Source organism: Phoenicibacter congonensis, from assembly GCF_902386915.1.
GTDB classification, from domain to species: domain Bacteria; phylum Actinomycetota; class Coriobacteriia; order Coriobacteriales; family Eggerthellaceae; genus Phoenicibacter; species Phoenicibacter congonensis.
The window spans coordinates 1,360,421-1,381,071 of the sequence record NZ_LR698997.1 but is presented as its reverse complement, the minus strand read 5'-3'; the positions used below and the strand labels follow the sequence as shown (position 1 = coordinate 1,381,071).

Sequence of the window (20,651 nt, the reverse complement as noted above, 5' to 3'; positions counted from 1 at the left end):
GTAGTGCGATTGGATTATTGTGACGGATAGCGTTAACACGAAGTCTGACCCCTCTGCAAGGAGGCCTCTAGCAGAGGGGGGCTCCGCTTCGATGTCTGGAATCTATGAAGAAACCAGAGTGTCTGAACCAATTGAGGGAGAAGTTTTAGACAACTCGATAGAAGATGATGAGAATGGTAGGTCTGACCCCTTTGCGGAATCGCTCGCTGAAAGTGCCAATAAAGATGTTGGGTGCGATAAGGCTGCTAGAAGTGCAACAACAGTTGCACTATCTAGCAGCTTGGAAGAAGATTCTGTCGCTAACTCTTCAAAGAAAATTTCTTTGCAAAAAAAGATCCTTTTAAGGGTAGTAGTTGCTATTTTTTGCGCAGGGTTTGCATGTGCGGCAGTTTTTGCGATTAACTACGTTTTCTCTGGGGAAGAAAGTGTCAATGATTCAAACCAAGTACAAAGTGCTGGTGAAAAAGGCATTAATGAAACGAAGTCTGACCCCTCTGAGTCAGAGGACCCAGAAGAAGATACTGACTCCGAGAATTCTGACTCTAGTAACCCTGAGGCAGATGTTAAAGTGGACGGTGCGGCTACAGGGTCCTCTGAGGTCGGGACTCTTTCGAACGGTGGCTCTGTAGATGAAAACAATTCGAACGGCCAGGCGGTCACCGTAAACGTGAGTGTATACGGACATGGTGTCTCGGGAGGAGGAACATTCACATTTGAACCAGGTGCGACTGCCTATGATGCACTAATGGCTTGCGGGCTTTCTGTTAACGCTAAAAACACAGTTTATGGTATCTATGTAGCCGCAATTGGAGGAGTTGCTGAAAAACAGTATGGCGATAAAAGCGGGTGGCTTTATGCAGTTAACGGTGTTACCCCGAATATAGCCTGCAGTGGTTATGTTTTGGAAAATGGGGACAATGTTTCTTGGTTTTATACTGATGGCAACCAGTGATTTATTTTGCTTGCATTAATAATGGTCTGCCCATAAATGGGGTCAGAGTTCCTTTGAAACTGGCGTCCCATGCAAATGGTGTCAGACTTCATTTACATGGTCTCCAATTTCTCCCAAAGTTTAGCTCTTCTTCACGTCAAAATAGCAATCCTTGAACAAGATCTCTTTGCTATTGCTTGTAAAATGTCCACTGAAAATGTGTGTCCGAATTGTTTTCGACACGAGAATTAATTTTTTATGTCTGTTTGGTTCAGAATTCAGAAAAATGCTATATAAATAGAGCTGTCGTCTTTAGCATTGGATTAAGCCGTCTGCCTGGCGGCTTAATCTTCTTAAATGAAAGATAGTTAAATTACCAATTACAAAGGAGTTAAAGTTGGCCAGTTCAGGCCTGTTATTCTCTTTTCTTCATTTCTAGAATTTGCCACACGCTTTAAATCGTTTGAGTGCATTGATTTTCCATTGCTTCAGTAACAGGTCAATAAATGGGGTCAGACATCCTCTGCAGAGATAAGAAAAGCGAGTGTAAGATGCATTTTTAGTGTTTCTCTCTATTCGTAGCAGTTTTATGTATTAGGGGCAGGTATTAGGGGTCAGACTTTTTTTATTGATCCCGTTATTGCTTACTTCTCATAGAATGTGCTTCTCTGTCTATCATTTAAGTAAAGTTACCAGATAGAGTATTGTTTTTACATTTATTTCATTTTGTCCTTCACTAGTTCAACATCATAGTGTTCACTTTTGATGGGCAGTTCTTTCTTATTTTTCTTCACTTTTATTCTTATTCTTCTCTTATTGATTCTTTTTGAAGTTAAAGGGGGTCCCCATGCCAAGAAAACCTCGATGTGATTCGCCCATTCGCGTTTTGAATATTGGGCAAAAAGGTCACAACGGCCAGGTGATTTTTTATGAACCTGAAGACTATTCGTATTACTTGCAATGCCTAAGAAAAGCCTGCAAGGAGAACGACATGGTTTGCTTGTCTACGCGCTGATGACTAACCATATTCACGCTATTTTTTATGGAGAGATTGCGAAATGCGCGAACATTTTTCAATCTGTAGGAGCTTCTTATGTGAAATGGTTTAATCAAAAATACGCAAGATCTGGTACCCTTTGGAATTCCCGCTACTATTCAAAGCCAATTATGGACGAACAGCAAATGCTGCAAACGGTTGCATACATTTTCAACAATCCTGTTAAGGCAGGAATGGTTAAAGAACCTGAAAGATATCGTTGGTCTTCGTTAAAGGCGCTAGAGTCTCGCGAGTTTGATGCTGAGGCTTGTCAAATTTTAGCTCAGTATCTGGGTATCGACAACATCATTAAATATACTAAAAAAGTTGCACATGAGCCAATGGATTCGAGCGTGAAGAAAGTATGCGAGGTAATTCCTAAGAAGAAGTTATCGGACTTGCAGGCTATTGATATTGTGAAGAAGATGGTCAAGAAAAAGAACCTCGGTAGAGTCCCATCGCTTTCGAAGAAACTTCTTCGAAGATTGGTCAAAAAGCTGCTAAAAATGGGTTCAAGCATTTCACAAATTTCACGAATTACCGGCATGAACAGGCGCTTGGTTGTGTCATTAATATGAGTCCTTTTTATTAAAGACCATGCCGCAAGAAACTTAAATCGTCCTCACATATTTTCAATCACCTGTTTCTCTTAGCTTTTCTGTATATGACTTTGAGTTTTATTTCAACTAGTAATCGCTTATTGCAAGCGAAGAATGAGTATGGTCGTATCCATCCCTGATCGTTAATAATGTTTGTACCAGTTGGCCTCCATACTCCTTGGCCTCCATACTCCTTTTATTTAAGGACAGAAAGAAATTCGCTAAAGGCAAAGTTTTTCTAAATCATCGTAAAACATCACATTTCTGTTGAGGTTCTTTGCTAAAAGTTCTTCGTGATAGGTTCGAAAGGGACTTTTTCATCCTTGTTATTAGCCTTAATTCCGCGAGTAGTGCAACCAATTTTAAAAGGGGTCAGACTTAAGTTTTAATTAGAACTGGAAAGCTTTTGTCTTGCCCTTTTCGTAGCGTCACTGTTGTTTGCTCTCTTTGGCTTTCTTGATGGGCTTCATTTGATAGGGTCAGACCTCTTGGCTGTCTATCTTGTTTTAATTGGACAGGGTTGGAACATTTCTAAGGAATGGTTGGGAACGATTGAAATGATTGAAGTAGTGTCAGACTTTTTGATTTGTTGGTTTCAACTCTTGAGCCAGTTTTTGTAATTCCTCGTAATCCTTGTCCTTCGTCCTGCGGGGTCGGAGTCTGAACCTCCATCTTTGACCCCACATCTTGCTATCTGACCTCAACTTAGCTGCGAAGAAGTCTGCCCCCTTGTTAACCTCTGAGTCTAACCTCGAAGAAGTCTGGCCCCTTGTTGTGCACACGCGATTGTACCTGTGTAAGCCTATGTAATTGACCCCACATCTTGCTATCTGACCTCAACTTAGCTGCGAAGAAGTCTGGCCCCTTGTTAACCTCTGAGTCTAACCTCGAAGAAGTCTGGCCCCTTGTTGTGCACACGCGATTGTACCTGTGTAAGCCTATGTAATTCTATGTCTGACCCCTTATGTGTTCTTGTGTTTATATCCTTTAAGTGAAACCCCTGCTGACGAAGTTTGACCCCTAGTTGCGTTATGTATTGGATATAGGTCGGATCTAAGTTTGACCCCACCTAGCTTCGAAGAAGTCTGACCCCTTGTTCTGCACAAAGAAGTCTGACCCCATCTAGTTGTGACCCCATCAGTTGTCTTGTCTTGTTTCAAACACAAAAAAGCCGCCCAATTAAGCGGCTTTTTTAAGCTTTAATTAATTTATGTCTGACCCCACGATTAGGCAGCCACAGCATCTTTGCCAGGATGAATCTCCTTGCCCTGCTTTTTCTGTTTCATGTAGTCAGCAGTAGCGGTGAATAAAACGTCTGTTGATGAGTTTTGAGCTGTCTCAAACGAGTCTTGGATTACGCCGATGATAAAGCCAATTGCAACTACGTTCATTGCTACGTCATTTCCGATTCCAAACAGTGAGCATGCAAGTGGAATGAGCAATAGCGAACCGCCGGCAACACCTGATGCCCCGCATGCTCCAAGCGCGCCGATGATACAAAGAAGCACTGCTTGAGCTGGCTCAACGGTGATGCCAAGAGTGTTTGCTGCGCACATTGCCATGATTGAAATTGTGATAGCAGCTCCACCCATGTTGATTGTTGCACCCAAAGGAATTGATACTGAGTATGACTCTTCATCAAGACCTAGTTTGCTACAAAGCTCGAGGTTGACAGGGATGTTCGCAGCACTCGAACGAGTAAAGAATGCTGTAATGTATGATTCTTTGAGCGTTCTCCAAAGGAGAGGATAAGGATTTTTGCGAAGGCAAACTGCAACAATTATTGGGTTTACTATCAGTGTCATCAAAAGCATGCATCCTACAAGCAATAAAACAACTTTTCCATATGACGTGAATATTTCCATTCCTGCTTCACTGACAGATGTGTAAACAAGACCAAGAATACCGAAAGGTGCTACGTTTATAACCCAGCGAACAGCAGTGGTGGTTGCATGAGCCATGTCTTCCATGAAAGTTCTGGTTGGTTCTTTTGCGCGACGTAGTGCAACGCCAATTATGGCTGCCCAAAAAAGAATACTTAGGAAACTACCTTTAGCAAGGGCATCGACAGGGTTTGAAACCATCCCAACGATTACATTTGTGAAAACCTCTCCAACACTACCTGGGCTTGTTTGTTCTACGTCAACTGTGGAAGGCCAAACTAGAGTGAGGGGGAAAAGTTGACATGCAATAACGGCAACTATTGCAGAAAGCGTTGTTGCTACTAAATAAAGAATGATGACAGTTTTTAGATTTCCAGCGGTTTTTGCATTCATGATTGAGGAAACCACGAGAAAGAAAACAAGGATAGGTGCGACTGCCTTAAGAGCTGTTGTGAATAATTTACCAAGAAGTTCGATAAAATCGCTCAGAGCAGCAAGAGAATCGCCTGCTTGAGGAATTGTTAGCGCAAGTATAATGCCAATTATAATTCCGCATACAATCCTAAGGACGAGAGGGATATCCATCCATTTTTGCCAAAGATTTTTATTTTGGCTAACCTCTTCAGCCATCGCATTCCTTTCTCTTTTTGATGAAACTGATAAAGAAGTGGTGCGGGCGAAAGGACTTGAACCTTCACACATCTCTGTACCAGAACCTAAATCTGGCGCGTCTGCCAATTCCGCCACGCCCGCATAACTCGTTGTTCCGTGCGCCAATGCCTCTCACAGTTCACGCGAACACCGGGAAATATGTTAACATAACGGAACTTGTAAGTTTGTGATAATAGGAGTCTTTTAGACAATGGAATTGAAGTCAGAAGTAACAAAAGTAAGCGATACGCGCGTAAAGGTTTCAGCAGAAGTTGACGCTGACACTGTTTCAAAAGAGTTAAATGTTCAATACAAAAAGTATGCAAATAAATATAAATTCCCAGGTTTTCGTGCAGGTCATGCTCCAAGACCAGTAATTGACAATGCGGTTGGCAAAGAGACAGTTTATCTTGACGCTACCGAAGAAGTTCTCAATGATGCCTATCATGTGCTCATTGAGCAGGAATCACTTCGTCCTGTTGGGGAGCCAAATTTTGAAGGAAAAGAAAACGAGATGCTCGTTGAGGACAAGAAGCCTTTCAAGTTCGAATTTGAGCTTGAGGTTTCTCCAGTAGTTGAGCTTGACAGCTATGAACCAGTTGAGGCATATCTGCCACCAACCGAAGCCACAGCAGAAGACATCGAGTCGCAAATAGATCTTTATAAGGGCTATGCTGGCGTTGAAGAAGGAGAGGAACTCACAGAAGAAATCATCAAGGAAAAGATGGGTTTTGAATCTGAAGAGAAGCTCCGTGAGGCAATCCAGGGTCTTGTTGAGAATGAGAAAAAAGGTGCATTACCTCGCCTTAAAGAGGATGTAGTTTCATTAAAACTTCGTGAGCGTGTTCAAGTTGAACCCACTGATGAGATGGTTGACTACATTAATAATGTTTTGCTTAACGAAATGTTCCAAAATCTTCAACAGTATGGCATGACATTTGACCAATATCTTGCTTCTCGTAAGATGAGTTCAGATGAGTTCTATGATGATGTACAAAAGCAGGCTGTTGACGAGGCAAAGACTCGCATGGCACTTGATGCTTGGGTTCGTCATTTTGGCCTTGCAACCACAGATGAAGACATCACCGAAGAGTTCGAAAAAGCAGGAATTAAAGATGTGGAGAAAACAAAGAAGCAGTGGGCTGAAAGTGGACGCCTTTGGAGACTTCGCGAAGCAATAGAGCGCTCTAAGGCTGTGGAAAACGCAGTTGAAAACGCTAAGTTTACTTTTGATGCCGAAAAAGCTGAGCATCAATTCGATTATTTAAATGAAGATGCAGAAAACAAAGATGCCGAGCAAAAGACAAATGATGAAGCTAATAAGGCTGAATCTAGTGAAGATGTGAAGCCTTCAGAAGAAACTGCTGAGAAGAAAGACGAATAAACCTGTTTGTTAGGAGCAAAATATGAGCAACACACATGCAGCACTAATACCATACGTTATCGAGCAGTCTCCAAGAGGCGAGCGGTCATATGACATCTACTCTCGTCTTTTAAACGACAGAATCGTTTTTTTGGGTGAACAAATTGATGACGCAGTTGCGAACACAGTTGTTGCTCAGCTTTTGCATCTTGAAAGTGAAGATCCTGACAAAGACATTTCACTTTATATAAATTCACCTGGTGGTTCTGTAACTGCAGGGCTTGCAATTCTTGACACCATGAATTTCGTTAAGTGTGACGTTTCTACGATTTGCATCGGACTTTGTGCCTCCATGGCATCTGTTCTTCTCGCGGGAGGAGCAAAAGGCAAGAGATATGCTCTTCCTAATTCTGAAGTTTTAATTCATCAGCCAATGGGTGGAGCGCAAAGCGGCACACAAGAGACCGACATGGCGATAATTGCCGAGCAAATGAAAAAGACTCGTGCGCGTTTGAACAACATTTTGGCTCAGGCATCTGGTCAAGACATTGAGACGATTTCAAAAGACACTGAGCGTGATAATTGGTTAACTGCCGATGAAGCAAAAGAGTATGGCCTTATCGATGAGGTGTTAAGCAAGCACGGCGAATAGAGTTTCCAAAAAAGGAGCAAAGACAACGTGAAAATGTCGTCAGAAAATAACGAGATTGTCTGTTCCTTTTGCGGGAAAAGACAAAGCGAAGTTAATACTATAGCTGGTCATAATGGAGTTTACATCTGTGACGAATGCGTTTCTGAGATAGCTAAATCTATCGAAATGCAGTCTGACAAGCCTGGAGCTGGCACGCTTGCAGCTGACGAAGATTTTTTTCAAAATCAAGAAGAGTTTCAGCAATTCTTGCAGGAGCAGTTCATGAAGATGCATGGAGATTCTTCAGTCGCTGATTCTGATTATTATTCAAATCCCGCGGATGCTGTAAATGAGCCTGCAAGATTGCATAAAGAGGTTGCTGACAGAACTCACTTAAAAAAGCCAAAAGAGATTTATGAAGAATTAAGCGATTATGTCGTTGGCCAAGAAGATGCAAAACGAAAACTATCGATTGCAGTTTACAACCACTATAAGCGCATCTTTTTAGATGATGGTTCTAACAGCGATGTTGAAATTCAAATTCCTAATGTGATGTTATTAGGACCAACTGGTTCTGGCAAAACTTTGCTGGCGCAGTCGTTGGCGAAAATTATACAAGTTCCTTTTGCAATTGCAGATGCTACAACTTTGACAGAAGCTGGTTATGTCGGCGATGATGTTGAAAACATTTTGCGCAAACTTCTCATTTCTGCAGATTGGAATGTTGAAGAAGCAGAAATTGGAATTGTCTATGTTGATGAAATAGACAAAATTGCAAAGAAGGGAGATAACGTTTCGCTCGTTCGAGATGTTTCGGGCGAAGGAGTTCAGCAAGCTTTGTTGAAAATTATTGAAGGTTGCGAAGTTTCGGTTCCACCTCAAGGAGGAAGAAAACACCCTCAACAAGATGTAATTGACATCGACACGAAGAATATTCTTTTCATTTTTGGCGGAGCTTTTGTTGGTCTTTCTGACATCATTTCAAAGCGGCTTGGGAAAAAGGGGCTTGGTTTTACAAGCGATGTTTCTGAAATAAACAAGCAAAAAGAAGCCGATTTGTTGCAGGAATGCACTCCTGAGGATCTTAAAAAATTCGGGTTGATTCCTGAGTTTATTGGAAGAGTGCCTGTTGTGACTTCTTTAGATGAACTAGATGTTGAAGCACTGGTTCGCATTTTGACGGAGCCAAAAAATGCCTTGGTCAAGCAATATAAGCGACTTTTCGAAATTGAAAAGTCGGAACTCGAATTTGATGATGATGCATTGACTGCGATTGCTGAAGAGGCGAAAGATCGCGGAACAGGGGCTCGTGGGCTTCGCGCAATTGTCGAGCGAGTCTTGAGTGATGCAATGTTTGAAGTACCAGATTTTGGATGTCCAACTTTTGTTCGAATTAGAAAATCTGACGTTGAAGGTGAAACAAAACCTGAGATAGTCGAGGATTCAAACAAAATGGCCGAGAATGAGCGCGAGAACACTACTGAAACATTGTCTGTAACTGACAACAGTTAAACGAATAACTAAATAAGGTGAGAAATTATGTCTAACGAAGAACGCATGCGCGATTCAGAAATTTTTGACGCATGGAAGGCAAATGGCTTCTTTTCAAGAAGTGATGGAAAAGGGAAGCACGCAAGTGATTCCTACACAATCACAATCCCTCCTCCAAACATTACAGGCGTTTTGCACATGGGTCACGCCTTAAATGACACAATTCAAGATGCTTGTATTCGTCGTGCAAGGATGCAAGGATACCAAACTCGTTGGGTGTTAGGCACTGACCATGCAGGAATTGCGACGCAGACCAAAGTTGACAAACATCTTGCAGAGCAGGGAATTAACCGTCGTGAAATAGGACGCGAAAAGTTTATTGAAGCTTGTCAGGATTGGCGCCGTGAATATGGCACGACTATTGTGAAACAAATCGCTGGAATGGGTTGCTCTTGCGATTATGACAATGAGCAATTTACCATGAGCGAAGAGTTTTCCCGTGCTGTCAGAAAGCTGTTTGTTGATTGGTATAACGACGGAATTATTTATCGCGGGAAGCGTATCGTAAACTGGTGTCCTCATTGCACCACTGCAATTGCCGATGATGAAGCTGAATATGTTGATGAGGCAAGCCATCTTTGGTACATGCGTTATCCACTTAAAGAGCCAGTTGACGGGATAGAATATCTGGTTGTAGCCACAACTAGACCCGAGACAATGCTTGGCGACACTGGTGTTGCAGTTTCTCCAAAAGATGAGCGGTACAAAAAACTTGTAGGAAAAACAGTAGTTCTTCCAATTGTTAATCGAGAAATTCCAATTTTTGAAGACTTCTATGTAGATGCAGAATTCGGCACTGGTTGTGTGAAGACGACGCCGGCGCATGACCCTAATGACTTTGCAATGGGGCAGCGACACGACCTTGAAGTAGTTAATATTTTTGACGAAACTGCTCATGTAGTTGAAGGTTATGGCCGATTTAGCGGAATGGATCGCGACGAAGCACGCGTAGAGGTCGTCAAAGAGTTCGAGAAACTTGGACTTCTTGATCACATTGAAGACCTAAACCACTCAGTTATGCATTGTTATCGTTGTCACACGACACTTGAACCGTGGCTTTCTGAGCAGTGGTTTGTCGATGTTGAAAAAATAAAGGGGCCTGCGCGTGATGCGGTTGCTAGTGGAGAGATTCAGTTCCATCCTCAGCGTTGGAAGCAGGTTTATCTCGATTGGCTTGACAATTTAAAAGACTGGTGCATTTCTCGCCAATTGTGGTGGGGCCACAGAATCCCAATGTTTTATTGCGATGAGTGTGGCTGGGAAGGCGCTAGTGTCGACGCGATTGATGTTTGCCCAAAGTGTGGCGCTCATGTTCATCAAGATGAAGATGTTTTAGACACCTGGTTCTCATCCCAGCTGTGGCCTTTTGCGACACAAGGTTGGGCAAACGGCGGGGAAAAGGAGCTCGAGGAGCGTTATCCAACGCAGGTTCTTTCAACGGCACGTGACATTATGGGGCTTTGGGTTGCCCGCATGGTCATGGCTTCAGAATATTGCACTGGACAAATTCCATTTAAAGATGTCATCATCCATCCAACTGTCATGGGCTCTGATGGAAAACCGATGAGTAAATCTCGAGGAAACGGCGTTAATCCTCTCGACCTGATGGAGAAATATTCAGCTGATGGCATGCGTTTTGGTCTTTTGACGCAGGTTACTGGCAATCAGGCGGTCAATTTCGATGAGAGAAAAATCGAAGGAGCTCGCAATTTCGCTAACAAGGTTAAAAATGCAGCAAGATATGTGACTATGCATCTTGACGAGACGGTTGAGCCAAAGCCAATTGCTTCTACTTTGCCCGACAAATGGATTCTTTCAAAACTTGCAAAATTGATCTCTGAAGTTGATGCTGCCTATGGTGAATATGACTTTGGTTCAATGACACACGCCCTTTATCAATTCTTCTGGAATGAGTTCTGTGACTGGTATATCGAATTTTCTAAAGCTCGATTGAGTGAAGATGCGGACCCCAAAGACAAAGCTATTTGCCAAGGCAACCTGCTTTTTATCCTTGAAACTGCATGTAAGCTTTTGCATCCTGTGATGCCTTTTATTACGGAAGAAATTTATGCAGAAATAAAGCCTAACAAGTCACCGGATGACATGCTAATTGTTGCCGATTGGCCTAAAGCATCAGAGTTCAAGTGTTTTGTTGATGATGAGAGCGAAAACAAAATCGAGCTTGTTACTTCAATAGTTGGAACTGCTCGTTCTGTTCGTGCTCGCTATGGAGTCTCTCCAAAAGTGGCACTCAACATTTTTGTAAAGGCAAACATTGAAAATGCGGAACTTGTAAACGATCAATGCGCGCTCATTTCGAAACTTGCTAATGTGTCTGAGCTTGTTTGCTCGCCTGATGTTAAAAAACCGCAAGGCTCAGCCGTGGTTGTTACAAATGCACTGGAGATTTATGTTAGTCTCTCTGGATTAGTTGACATGGAAGCTGAGAAAAAGCGTCTCGAGAAAAAGATTGCTGATACGAAGAAGGATATGGAAAGGCTTGAGAAGAAACTAAACAACCCTGGCTTCCTAGCTAAGGCAGCTCAAGAAATAATCGATAAGGATAAGGCTCATTATTCAGAGTTAAAGGAAGTTTGGGAAAAATCAACTGCTCAACTTGAATCGTTGAATTAACGAGACAAAATCGGCTAATCAATTAATTGCCTAAATTAATTGCCTAAATTCTAATCCTAGGGGGTCAGACCTCGTTTCATTGAGGTCTGGCCTTTTTTATTGCGCCACACCACATCATGTCTCATCAAGTCTGACCCCATTGCAACATGTTTCTCATTGATATTTGACAATCATGTCTGACCCCGTTGTGAAAACAGGCATTCACCAGCAATTTACACACATTTTCAATCATGTCTGACCCCATTGCAACTTGTCGATATTTGACATTTATGTCTGACCCTACGGAAAAGGAGCGTTGAAGAGTGCAGCAACTGGCAACAAACAATCAAGTCTGACCCCATTGCAACATGTCTCTCATTGATATTCGACAATCATGTCTGACCCTACGGAAAAGGAGCGTTGAAGAGTGCAGCAACTGGCAACAAGCAATTAAGTCTGACCCCATTGTAAAAACAGGTATTCACTAGCAGTTTACACACATTTTCAATCATGTCTGACCCCATTGATGTCTGACCCCATTTGCACTGGGGCAACAAGTCCTTGATTTTCCCGTGTGTTAGAATTCTTAAGGAATTTATTTATTGTTAATTCGAAAAGGTTTTAAAAGGTTTTTAAATGAGTGAAATCTTGAAACAGATTTGGACGCCACAAATGCAAGTCACGTTTACGATTGTCGTCCTAATGATTGTTTGCCTTTATGCTCTAACCATTGTTTGGATTTCAAGAGACGCAAAATTGCGTGGCACATCTCCAGTTAAATGGATGATTGTCGGGCTTGTTCCGGGAGCTGGAATTATTGCCTATCTGTTGCTTCGCCCTCCGATGTTGGCGATGGATCGCGATGAGCAAGAACTCGAAGTTGCGCTAAAACAGCGACAGCTCATGAAATATGGCGAATGCGCTCATTGTGGATATCCTGTCAAGGACACATATGTCATTTGCCCAAATTGTCAAACACAGTTAAGGAACATGTGTGCACATTGCGGAAAACCTCTTGAGCCAGCTTGGCCAGTTTGTCCATATTGTGCAACACCTATCACAGGCCGTGCAGCGGCGCATCCGCAGACACAGCGCACCAGAAGAAGAACCCACGCACAACAAGCTTCAACTGCGGCGGCAAAAACTTCAGTTCAACCTGGGACCACAGGCAACAATTAAATATTCATTTTGGGAAAGTGCGCTTTGGCAATCAAAACCGAAGCGTGTAAGGAGGCAGGCGCTTTGTGTGCGCCCGGCACGAGAAAGGGCAAAGATATGTCAATCGAAATTAAACTTCCAGATGGTTCGGCAAAAAAGGTCGCAGAAGGCGCTACTCTTTATGATGTTGCGGCATCAATAGGCGAGGGTCTTGCGAGAGCCGCTCTCGCAGGAAGAATTAACGGTGCATTCGCTGATCTTACCGATGTTGTAAAAAATGGCGATGCTGTTGAAATCATTACATCAAAGTCGCCGGATGCTCTTCCAATAATGAGACATTCCTGTGCGCATGTTTTGGCAGAGGCTGTGCAACTTCTTTGGCCTGGTACACAAATCGGTTTTGGTCCTCAAACTGATGACGGCTTTTTCTATGATTTTGCCCTGCCTGAGCCAGTATCGGTCAATGATTTCGAAAAAATTGAGGAAAAGATGCGCGAAATTATTGCTGAGGACAAGCCTTTTATCAAGGAAATTGTTACGCGTGATCAGGCGAAAGAGATTTTTAAAGACCAGCGCTTAAAGCTAGAGCACATTGATGATTTTGATGATGACGTCCAAATTACAATTAGGCGTCACGGAGATTTTGTTGATCTTTGCGGCGGACCTCACGTTTTGCGTGCAGGAATGATTGATTCAAATGCGTTTAAACTCACCAAAATTGCTGGCGCATATTGGAAGGGTGATTCTGACCGCGAGATGCTCACACGCATTTATGGCACTGCTTTCTTTAAGAAAAAAGACTTGCAAGACTATCTGCGCATGATTGAAGAGGCAGAAAAACGCGACCACAGAAAGCTTGGAAAAGAGCTGGGAATTTATACAATGGATTCACTTGCTGGAGCGGGACTTCCTCTTTATTTGCCTAAGGGCGCACGTGTGATTCGCATCATGCAAGAGTGGCTTCGCCGCGATCTCTATGACAGAGGTTATGAAGAAGTTATCACGCCGCATGTGTTTAATGCCGATGTTTGGAAGACATCTGGGCACTATGGTTTCTACAAGGAAAACATGTATTTCTTCAACATTAATGAAGGAACTGATGAGCAGCCAAACCTTGTTGAGTATGCTGTTAAGCCAATGAACTGCCCTGGTCACGTTATGCTTTATCGTGCAAATCTCCATTCATATCGTGATTTGCCTCTGCGCTATTTTGAGTTCGGAACGGTTTATCGCCATGAAATGAGCGGCGTTGTTCATGGACTTCTTCGCGCACGTGGTTTTACGCAAGATGATGCACACGTTTTCTGCACAAAAGATCAGGTAGTCGACGAGGTAGTTGCTATTCTTGATCTGGTTGATCACATTATGAAAACGTTTGGTTTTGAATACGAGGCTGAAATTTCAACTCGACCAAGTAAGTCAATTGGCACCGACGAAATGTGGGAACATGCAACTAATGCTTTGAAAGAAGCTTGCTCTCGTCACAATTTGGAATATGACATTAACGAAGGTGATGGCGCTTTCTATGGTCCAAAGATTGATATTAAGGTAAAAGACGCATTGGGAAGAACGTGGCAATGCTCCACTGTGCAGGTTGACTTCAACATGCCAGAGCGTTTTAATCTCACCTATCGCGATGCTGACAACACTGAGCAGCGTCCATGGATGCTGCACCGTGCAATCTTTGGTTCGATTGAACGTTTCTTAGGTATTTTGATTGAACATTATGCCGGAGCTTTCCCTCTGTGGCTTGCACCAACGCAGGTTGCAATTCTTCCTATCACCGATCGTCACATCGATGCTGCCAAAGAATTTGAGAAGAAGTTAAAGGCTGTTGGTGGGAGAGTTGAGCTGCTTCTTGAAAATGAGCCAATGAAGGTAAAAATTGCTAAGGCTCAAGCAGAAAAAATTCCATATATGGTAGTTATTGGCGACAAGGAAGTTGAGAATGGAACAATTTCTGTTCGAGATCGTTTTGAGGGCGATCTTGGCACTTGGGACCAACAAAAACTAATTGACATTATTAAAGAAGCTCAGATTTAAAGGCTATTTATGGCAGACGAAGAACTTAAAAATAAAATGGGAGATTTTCTTAAGGCCTACCATGAGCTAGAGCAAAAAATGGCAGACCCAGAGATTATCTCTGATCAAAAGGAATACAACAGGCTTGCAAAAGAGTACTCTCATCAGAGCGAACTTGCTGATTTAGCAAAGAAGTATATTTCTCTTGTTAGTGATTTGGACGAAGCAAAGGAGATGCTCTCTGATTCCGAAATGAAGTCTTTCGCAATGGAAGAAATTACTAGGATTGAGCCTCAATTGCCAGAGTTGGAAGACAAAATCAAAATTTTGCTCATACCAGAAGACCCTGCTGACGAAAAAGACATTATTGTCGAGATTCGTGCTGCGGCAGGCGGCGATGAAGCGGCTATTTTTGCTGGTGATTTGTTCAAAATGTATGAGCGATTTGCTGGCTCTCAAGGTTGGAAGATTGAGCTTATGGATGTTTCTGCTTCTGAGGTTGGAGGCTACAAAGAGATTCAGTTTAAAGTCAAGGGCAATTATGTTTACTCGCTCATGAAGTTTGAGAGTGGTGTTCACCGCGTACAGCGAGTTCCAAAAACTGAAAGCCAAGGAAGAATCCACACATCAACTGCCACTGTTGCGGTTTTGCCTGAAGCCGACGAAGTTGAAGTCGAAATAAACGAAGGTGATTTAAGAATTGATGTTTTCCGTGCTGGCGGCCCTGGTGGTCAGTGTGTTAACACGACTGACTCAGCCGTTCGCATAACTCACCTTCCAACCGGTCTTGTTGTTCAGTCTCAAGACCAGAAGTCTCAGCTTCAGAACAAAATTGCAGCTATGTCAGTTTTGCGTGCTAGGTTATATGAAAAAATGCTTGCAGACCAACAGGCTGAAGAGGGGGCAAAACGTCTTGCACAAATTGGGAGCGGCGACCGAGCGGAAAAGATTCGCACATATAATGGACCTCAAGATCGCGTGACCGACCATCGAATTGGCGTTTCCATGACCTACAATGGTGTTTTGCTTGGCGACAAATTGATTGACATGATAAACGCTCTTCAAGCTGCCGATAGAGCACAAAAACTCGAAGAAGCTGTGTAAAGCAAAAACATTTTTGGAAAAAAATTTTTTGTGGCTTGCTAGCATCTGCACATCATTCATGTTTATTTATGTTTTTTTAATGCACTGTTTTTTGCCTGTTTCTTTATATTTTTGAAGAGAAGTGAGCGATTTTAATTTTGAAAAACGATCAACCGACATCTATAAAGTTAGTTGAAGAATACATTACTGATTTTTTTAACTTCTACCATGTTGAGAATGCCGCAAATTTAGCTCGTCTGGCTATTAGCGAAGTTACAGGCATGTCCTATGCAAAGTCGGTTGTTAAAAAACCAATGCTCACTTTGCAAGAATGCGACGCTATTGACGAGATTTGTGACCGTGTAGCAGCTGGTGAGCCTATTCAATATGTGGTTAGGCACGCGCCGTTTCGCTTTCTGGACCTAACTGTTAATCCTAATGTGTTAATTCCGCGTCCAGAAACTGAAATGATGGTTGACATAGTGGCGTTTTATCTAAAGAAAAATGGCATAACGCAGCCGCTAATCGCTGACGTTGGAACTGGCAGTGGCGCCCTTGCTGTTTCTTTTGCAACAGAAATCAAGGATTGCACAGTTTATGCAACCGATGTTTCATCAGCTGCTCTAAATGTAGCACGTGAAAATGCGCAGAAATATGAAGTGAGTGACAAGATTTATTTCGAACACTGTTCTTGTCTTGACAATTTTGAATACTTTCAGCACTCACGCAATCATTTTTCCGCAATTGTTAGCAATCCACCCTATATTCCAAGTGAGATTGTTAAAAAACTTCCGAACAGAATTCGCGATTTTGAACCTGAAATTGCTCTTGATGGCGGTGAAGATGGGCTTGATGTCTTCCGAGAAATTGTTTTGGGCTCAAAGTTGCTTCTTGAGGAGGGTGGTTTGTTACTTTTCGAACTTCATGAGACTTGCCTTGAGGAAGCTAAACAATTTGCTGAGTCGCAGGGTTTGCGAAAAGTTACGATTATGAAAGATTTAGCGGGTAAAAACAGGTTCTTAGCCAGTATTGGCTAGCACCTCAATTTCATTGTTATACACTGATAGAAGTTAATACTTTTCGAGTTAGGAGCTCAAAGATGACACGTGTCTTCAATTTTTCAGCAGGTCCAGCAAATCTCCCATTAAGTGTTTTGGAAGAAGCTCAAAAAGATTTAGTTGATTATAAAGGTTGCGGAATGAGCGTGATGGAGATGTCGCACCGCTCAAAAGATTTTGCATCAATCATTGAAACAACAGAAGCCGATCTTCGCGAATTGCTCCATATGCCTGACAATTATCGCGTGATTTTCATGCAGGGTGGCGCAACTGCACAATTTGCAGCAATTCCAATGAATCTCATGAAAAACGGAAAGGCTGATTATCTGCAGACTGGAAATTGGTCTAAGAAAGCTTTGACTGAGGCAAAGATGTATGGTGACGTAAATGTTGTTGCATCTTCGGAGGACAACAACTACACTGCTATTCCAGACATTAAGGGGTTGAAGTTTGATAAAGACGCTGATTATGTCTACATTTGTGAAAATGAAACGGTTTATGGCTGCAAGTTCCCTGAGCTTCCAGACACTGGAAACATTCCTCTAGTTTCTGATGTTTCCTCAATGTTTTTGAGCGAGCCTCACGACGTGTCAAAATATGGGCTTCTTTACGGTGGAGTGCAGAAAAACATTGGACCAGCAGGTCTTGCAATTGTGATTGTGAGAGATGATTTGGTAACTGAAGAGGTGCTCCCTGGAACACCTTCGATTTTGAATTACAAAAAGAACGCCGACGCTGGCAGCCTTATGAACACTCCAAATTGCTGGGGAATTTATATGTGCGGACTCACCTTTAAATGGCTAAAGCAACTGGGCGGTCTTGAGAAAATCAAGGAAATAAACGAAAGAAAAGCTAAGGTTCTTTACGATTATCTTGACCAAAGCAAGATGTTTAAAGCGGCTGTTCAAAAGGAGTCTCGTTCTTTGATGAATGTTCCTTTTGTTACAGGCGATGCTGATCTTGATGCAAAGTTCGTTGCTGAATCTGCAGCAGCAGGACTGAAATCGCTAAAAGGACACAGATCGGTGGGCGGAATGCGCGCTAGTATTTACAACGCTATGCCTGAGGAAGGCGTGCAGGCGCTCGTTGACTTTATGGAAAAATTCGAAAAAGAAAACGCTTAATTAATTCACTGGGAAGCCTTGGCTAGTGCAACTAAGGCTTCCTTTTACTTTTACGACACTTTTTATGTTGTATTTTTTCGATGAGGTTCCAGTGTAGCAAGCCATTGATAAAGGACTTTTATGCCAGCAAAAATTTTAGTTACGGAAGTGATAGCTCAAGAAGGTCTCGATTCGCTTAAATCGAAAGGGTATGAAGTTGACGTTCGGCTTAACCTTGATGATGCTTCGTTAAAGGAGATTATCGGTGATTATGATGCACTAATAGTTAGAAGTGCGACTAGCGTTAATCGCGCGCTTCTTCGCGCGGGAAAAAAGCTAAAAGTTGTGGGTCGTGCAGGTGTTACAACCGACAACATCGACATTGAGGCTGCCAACGATTTAGACATTATTGTTTGCAATGCGCCAACTTCTAACATTGTATCTGCAGCAGAGCACACTTTTGCATTGCTTCTTTCTTGCGCACGCAAAGTTCCTCAGGCTAACCAATCGATGCACGAAGCAAAGTGGAATCGTGAAAAGTTTAAAGGAGTTGAGCTTTATGCAAAAACGATTGCACTGTTTGGGCTAGGTCGCGTTGGTGGTATGGTTGCCGAGCGCGCCTCCGCATTTGGAATGCGTGTCTTTGCATATGACCCTTATTGCAATCCAGAACGTGCCACTCAACTTGGCGTTACTTTAATTAACGACCTCGATTCTATTTTGGAGCAAGCTGATTTTATTTCAATTCATTTGCCTGTGACTAAAACTACTGAGGGAATGTTTGGACCTGAAGAATTTTCAAAGATGAAGACTGGCGTGATTTTCGTAAACACTTCGCGTCCCGCAATTATTGATATGAAGTCTTTGTCTGACTTTGTTGCCGCGAGAAAAATCGCTGCATGTGGTGTGGATGTTTTTGATGATGAGCCATGTCACGATTCTCCTCTGCATTCTCTTGAGAATGCCGTCTTGACACCTCACATTTCTGCTTTAACAAAAGAAGCGCAGGTGAGAAGTGGAGTGCAGATCGCTGACTATGTTTGGGCTGGACTTGAAGGGTCGCTCGTGCCCACTGCTCTGACAGCGACTGGCTCTGGTGCCGAAATGTCTCGTCACGTTGCACCTTTTATTCCTGCAGCCAACATGCTTGGCAGGATGGTTAGCCAAATTAAGGGATCGGTTCCTCGCAATGTGAAAGTTAAAATGATGGGCAATTTAGCGGAACTTGATCCGACCGCTTTGGTGGCAAGCGTTTTGGAGGGCATGCTAGCTTCTAAACGTGCACAATGTGCAACCATGCTCGAAGCAAAGCGCTATGCTAATCGTCATGGTGTCAACATCGAGTGTGCCAAAACCGATATTGCCGACGAATATGCGGCTGGAATTGAAATTGACGCTGATGGAATTCGCATTGCTTCCACAGTTTTTGGGACAGAGAAACTGCCACGAATAACTTCCATTCTAGATTACAAGATTGATGTTGCTCCGACAAAAAATGCTCTTGTATTTGAATATGACGACATGCCTGGTGTTTGTGGAATTATCGGCACCATCTTAGGAAATCACGACATAAACATCTCGACAATGCAGATTGCCACTTCGGAAGACTATTCAACTGCTCTTGTCTATGTAAATGTGGGAGAAGAAATTCCTGACGATATAATTGATGAGTTCCAAGACCGCATAAACTTGAAAAATCTCTTCAGAATAAATTTATAGATTTCTTAGTGCTGGTGCCAGACATAAATAACTGGTGCCAGACATAATTTGCGACAAGTACTGAAATAATTTCCAGCGCCTCTTGCATTGGTGCCAGACATGAAATCAACCGTGCTCTGTTAATCTTGCAGAGAACCATTTCACCCTGTATATTTCTGTCAGACTTCCAGCACTGGTGCCAGACATAAATTATTGGTGGCTGACATAAATCGCTGGTACCAGACATAATTTGCGACAACTACTGTAATAATTTCCAGCGCCTCTTGCATTGGTGCCAGACTTGCGACTCTGGTGTCAGACTTGCAGCATTGGTGCCAGATATAAATTATTGGTGGCAGACATAAATCGCTGGTGCCAGACATAAATCGCTGGTGCCAGACATAATTTGCGACAACTACTGTAATAATTTCCAGCTTCTTGCATTGGTGTCAGACTTGCAACACTGGTGCCAGACTTGCAGCATTGGTGCCAGACATGAAATCAACCGTGCTCTGTTAATCTTGCAGAGAACCATTTCTCCCTGTATATTTTTGTCAGACTTCCAGCATTGGTGCCAGACGTAAATAACTGGTGCCAGACATAATTTGCGACAAGTACTGAAATAATTTCCAGCGCCTCTTGCATTGGTGCCAGACTTGCGACTCTGGTGTCAGACTTGTAGCATTGGTGCCAGACATAAATCGCTGGTGCCAGACATAATTAGCGACAAGTACTGAAATAATTTCCAGCGCCTCTTGCATTGGTGCCAGACTTGCAACACTGGTGCCAGACATAAAACACTGGTGCCAGACATGTTTTTAGTAAATATTGGCGAATTAATGTTTCGGAAGTGTTTATTGTTCGCGATTTTTATCCGTATATGTGAAAGTATGTTTTAATAGGAATATCGATTAGTTATGACTAACTGAAAGGACGAAAATGAAATTCGTGTCACATTGTAAAGAAGCTTGGTGTTTTGTTGGCGGCTTGGCAGCAGCTGCCGTTGTAGCTGGTCTTTCAAGGACTGAATGCGTAAGAAACGGCCTTGTTAAAGCCACCGCGCAGGGAATGATTTTGAAAGACAACGTTTCTGAGGCGGTGCAGTCAATTAAAGATGACGCAGAGGATCTAACTGCTGATGCTCGAGAAGAAGCGAAGAGGATTACTGCAGAGGCTGAAATGAAAGCAGAAATCGAGAAGCGCGTTCGCGAAGAAGTTGAAAAAGAATTTACGAAATCTTCTGCGGACTCTGAGAAGGTTTCCGAGTAACA

The 20,651-nt window shown here is 42.7% G+C and carries 14 protein-coding genes and 1 tRNA gene; 13 read left to right on the top strand and 2 right to left on the bottom strand.

Annotated elements, in window-relative coordinates:
- Nucleotides 1-91: 91 nt before the first annotated feature.
- Entirely contained in the window at nt 92-952 is an 861-nt protein-coding gene (locus FXZ76_RS06005; RefSeq protein WP_079536682.1) for a DUF4430 domain-containing protein, read from the top strand.
- Nucleotides 953-2,026: 1,074 nt separating this feature from the next.
- Complete coding sequence (locus tag FXZ76_RS06000; protein WP_407947008.1) at nt 2,027-2,545, top strand: transposase; 519 nt, start codon at nt 2,027-2,029, stop codon at nt 2,543-2,545.
- A 1,247-nt stretch (nt 2,546-3,792) separates the two neighbouring features.
- On the opposite strand, the gene sstT is transcribed toward FXZ76_RS06000, so the two are convergent.
- Both sstT and FXZ76_RS05990 read right to left on the bottom strand, forming a co-directional pair.
- Entirely contained in the window at nt 3,793-5,079 is a 1,287-nt protein-coding gene (sstT, locus tag FXZ76_RS05995; protein ID WP_147571564.1) for a serine/threonine transporter SstT, read from the bottom strand.
- 38 nt (nt 5,080-5,117) lie between these two features.
- Nucleotides 5,118-5,202 (bottom strand) — tRNA-Leu (locus tag FXZ76_RS05990).
- 109 nt (nt 5,203-5,311) lie between these two features.
- Here FXZ76_RS05990 and FXZ76_RS05985 point away from each other — a divergent pair.
- The 11 genes from FXZ76_RS05985 to FXZ76_RS05935 all read left to right on the top strand — a co-directional run bounded on the left by FXZ76_RS05985 (nt 5,312) and on the right by FXZ76_RS05935 (nt 20,649).
- A complete protein-coding gene (locus FXZ76_RS05985) occupies nt 5,312-6,484 on the top strand; it encodes a trigger factor (protein ID WP_079536672.1) in 1,173 nt (390 codons plus the stop codon).
- 22 nt (nt 6,485-6,506) lie between these two features.
- Nucleotides 6,507-7,115: an ATP-dependent Clp protease proteolytic subunit gene (locus FXZ76_RS05980; protein WP_079536669.1), complete on the top strand. Its 609-nt coding sequence runs from the start codon at nt 6,507-6,509 to the stop codon at nt 7,113-7,115.
- A gap of 33 nt (nt 7,116-7,148) precedes the next feature.
- Entirely contained in the window at nt 7,149-8,606 is a 1,458-nt protein-coding gene (gene clpX, locus FXZ76_RS05975; protein WP_079536981.1) for an ATP-dependent Clp protease ATP-binding subunit ClpX, read from the top strand.
- A 27-nt stretch (nt 8,607-8,633) separates the two neighbouring features.
- A complete protein-coding gene (locus tag FXZ76_RS05970) occupies nt 8,634-11,279 on the top strand; it encodes a valine--tRNA ligase (protein WP_079536667.1) in 2,646 nt (881 codons plus the stop codon).
- A gap of 615 nt (nt 11,280-11,894) precedes the next feature.
- On the top strand, nt 11,895-12,437 hold the full coding sequence (locus FXZ76_RS05965; protein ID WP_079536665.1) for a zinc ribbon domain-containing protein: 543 nt from the start codon (nt 11,895-11,897) through the stop codon (nt 12,435-12,437).
- 24 nt (nt 12,438-12,461) lie between these two features.
- Nucleotides 12,462-14,459 (top strand): threonine--tRNA ligase, encoded by a 1,998-nt coding sequence (gene thrS / locus FXZ76_RS05960; protein WP_231961767.1) that lies wholly within the window; start codon nt 12,462-12,464, stop codon nt 14,457-14,459.
- A gap of 9 nt (nt 14,460-14,468) precedes the next feature.
- Nucleotides 14,469-15,542 carry a peptide chain release factor 1 gene (gene prfA / locus FXZ76_RS05955; protein WP_079536662.1) on the top strand — a complete coding sequence of 358 codons (1,074 nt, stop codon included), beginning with the start codon at nt 14,469-14,471 and terminating at the stop codon, nt 15,540-15,542.
- A gap of 137 nt (nt 15,543-15,679) precedes the next feature.
- Nucleotides 15,680-16,558: a peptide chain release factor N(5)-glutamine methyltransferase gene (prmC, locus tag FXZ76_RS05950; RefSeq protein WP_079536660.1), complete on the top strand. Its 879-nt coding sequence runs from the start codon at nt 15,680-15,682 to the stop codon at nt 16,556-16,558.
- 62 nt (nt 16,559-16,620) lie between these two features.
- On the top strand, nt 16,621-17,703 hold the full coding sequence (gene serC, locus FXZ76_RS05945; RefSeq protein ID WP_079536658.1) for a 3-phosphoserine/phosphohydroxythreonine transaminase: 1,083 nt from the start codon (nt 16,621-16,623) through the stop codon (nt 17,701-17,703).
- A 120-nt stretch (nt 17,704-17,823) separates the two neighbouring features.
- Nucleotides 17,824-19,401, top strand: a complete 1,578-nt coding sequence (gene serA / locus FXZ76_RS05940; protein WP_079536655.1) for a phosphoglycerate dehydrogenase — start codon at nt 17,824-17,826, stop codon at nt 19,399-19,401.
- Between the two features lie 918 nt (nt 19,402-20,319).
- A complete protein-coding gene (locus FXZ76_RS05935) occupies nt 20,320-20,649 on the top strand; it encodes a hypothetical protein (RefSeq protein WP_079536653.1) in 330 nt (109 codons plus the stop codon).
- Nucleotides 20,650-20,651 lie beyond the last annotated feature (2 nt).

Bases quoted from the DNA above. Each gene is read 5' to 3' on its own strand.
- FXZ76_RS06005 (WP_079536682.1), top strand. From the start codon at position 92: ATGTCTGGAATCTATGAAGAAACCAGAGTGTCTGAACCAATTGAGGGA.
- sstT (WP_147571564.1), bottom strand. From the start codon at position 5,079: ATGGCTGAAGAGGTTAGCCAAAATAAAAATCTTTGGCAAAAATGGATG.
- FXZ76_RS05985 (WP_079536672.1), top strand. From the start codon at position 5,312: ATGGAATTGAAGTCAGAAGTAACAAAAGTAAGCGATACGCGCGTAAAG.
- FXZ76_RS05980 (WP_079536669.1), top strand. From the start codon at position 6,507: ATGAGCAACACACATGCAGCACTAATACCATACGTTATCGAGCAGTCT.
- clpX (WP_079536981.1), top strand. From the start codon at position 7,149: ATGTCGTCAGAAAATAACGAGATTGTCTGTTCCTTTTGCGGGAAAAGA.
- FXZ76_RS05970 (WP_079536667.1), top strand. From the start codon at position 8,634: ATGTCTAACGAAGAACGCATGCGCGATTCAGAAATTTTTGACGCATGG.
- FXZ76_RS05965 (WP_079536665.1), top strand. From the start codon at position 11,895: ATGAGTGAAATCTTGAAACAGATTTGGACGCCACAAATGCAAGTCACG.
- prfA (WP_079536662.1), top strand. From the start codon at position 14,469: ATGGCAGACGAAGAACTTAAAAATAAAATGGGAGATTTTCTTAAGGCC.
- serC (WP_079536658.1), top strand. From the start codon at position 16,621: ATGACACGTGTCTTCAATTTTTCAGCAGGTCCAGCAAATCTCCCATTA.
- serA (WP_079536655.1), top strand. From the start codon at position 17,824: ATGCCAGCAAAAATTTTAGTTACGGAAGTGATAGCTCAAGAAGGTCTC.
- FXZ76_RS05935 (WP_079536653.1), top strand. From the start codon at position 20,320: ATGAAATTCGTGTCACATTGTAAAGAAGCTTGGTGTTTTGTTGGCGGC.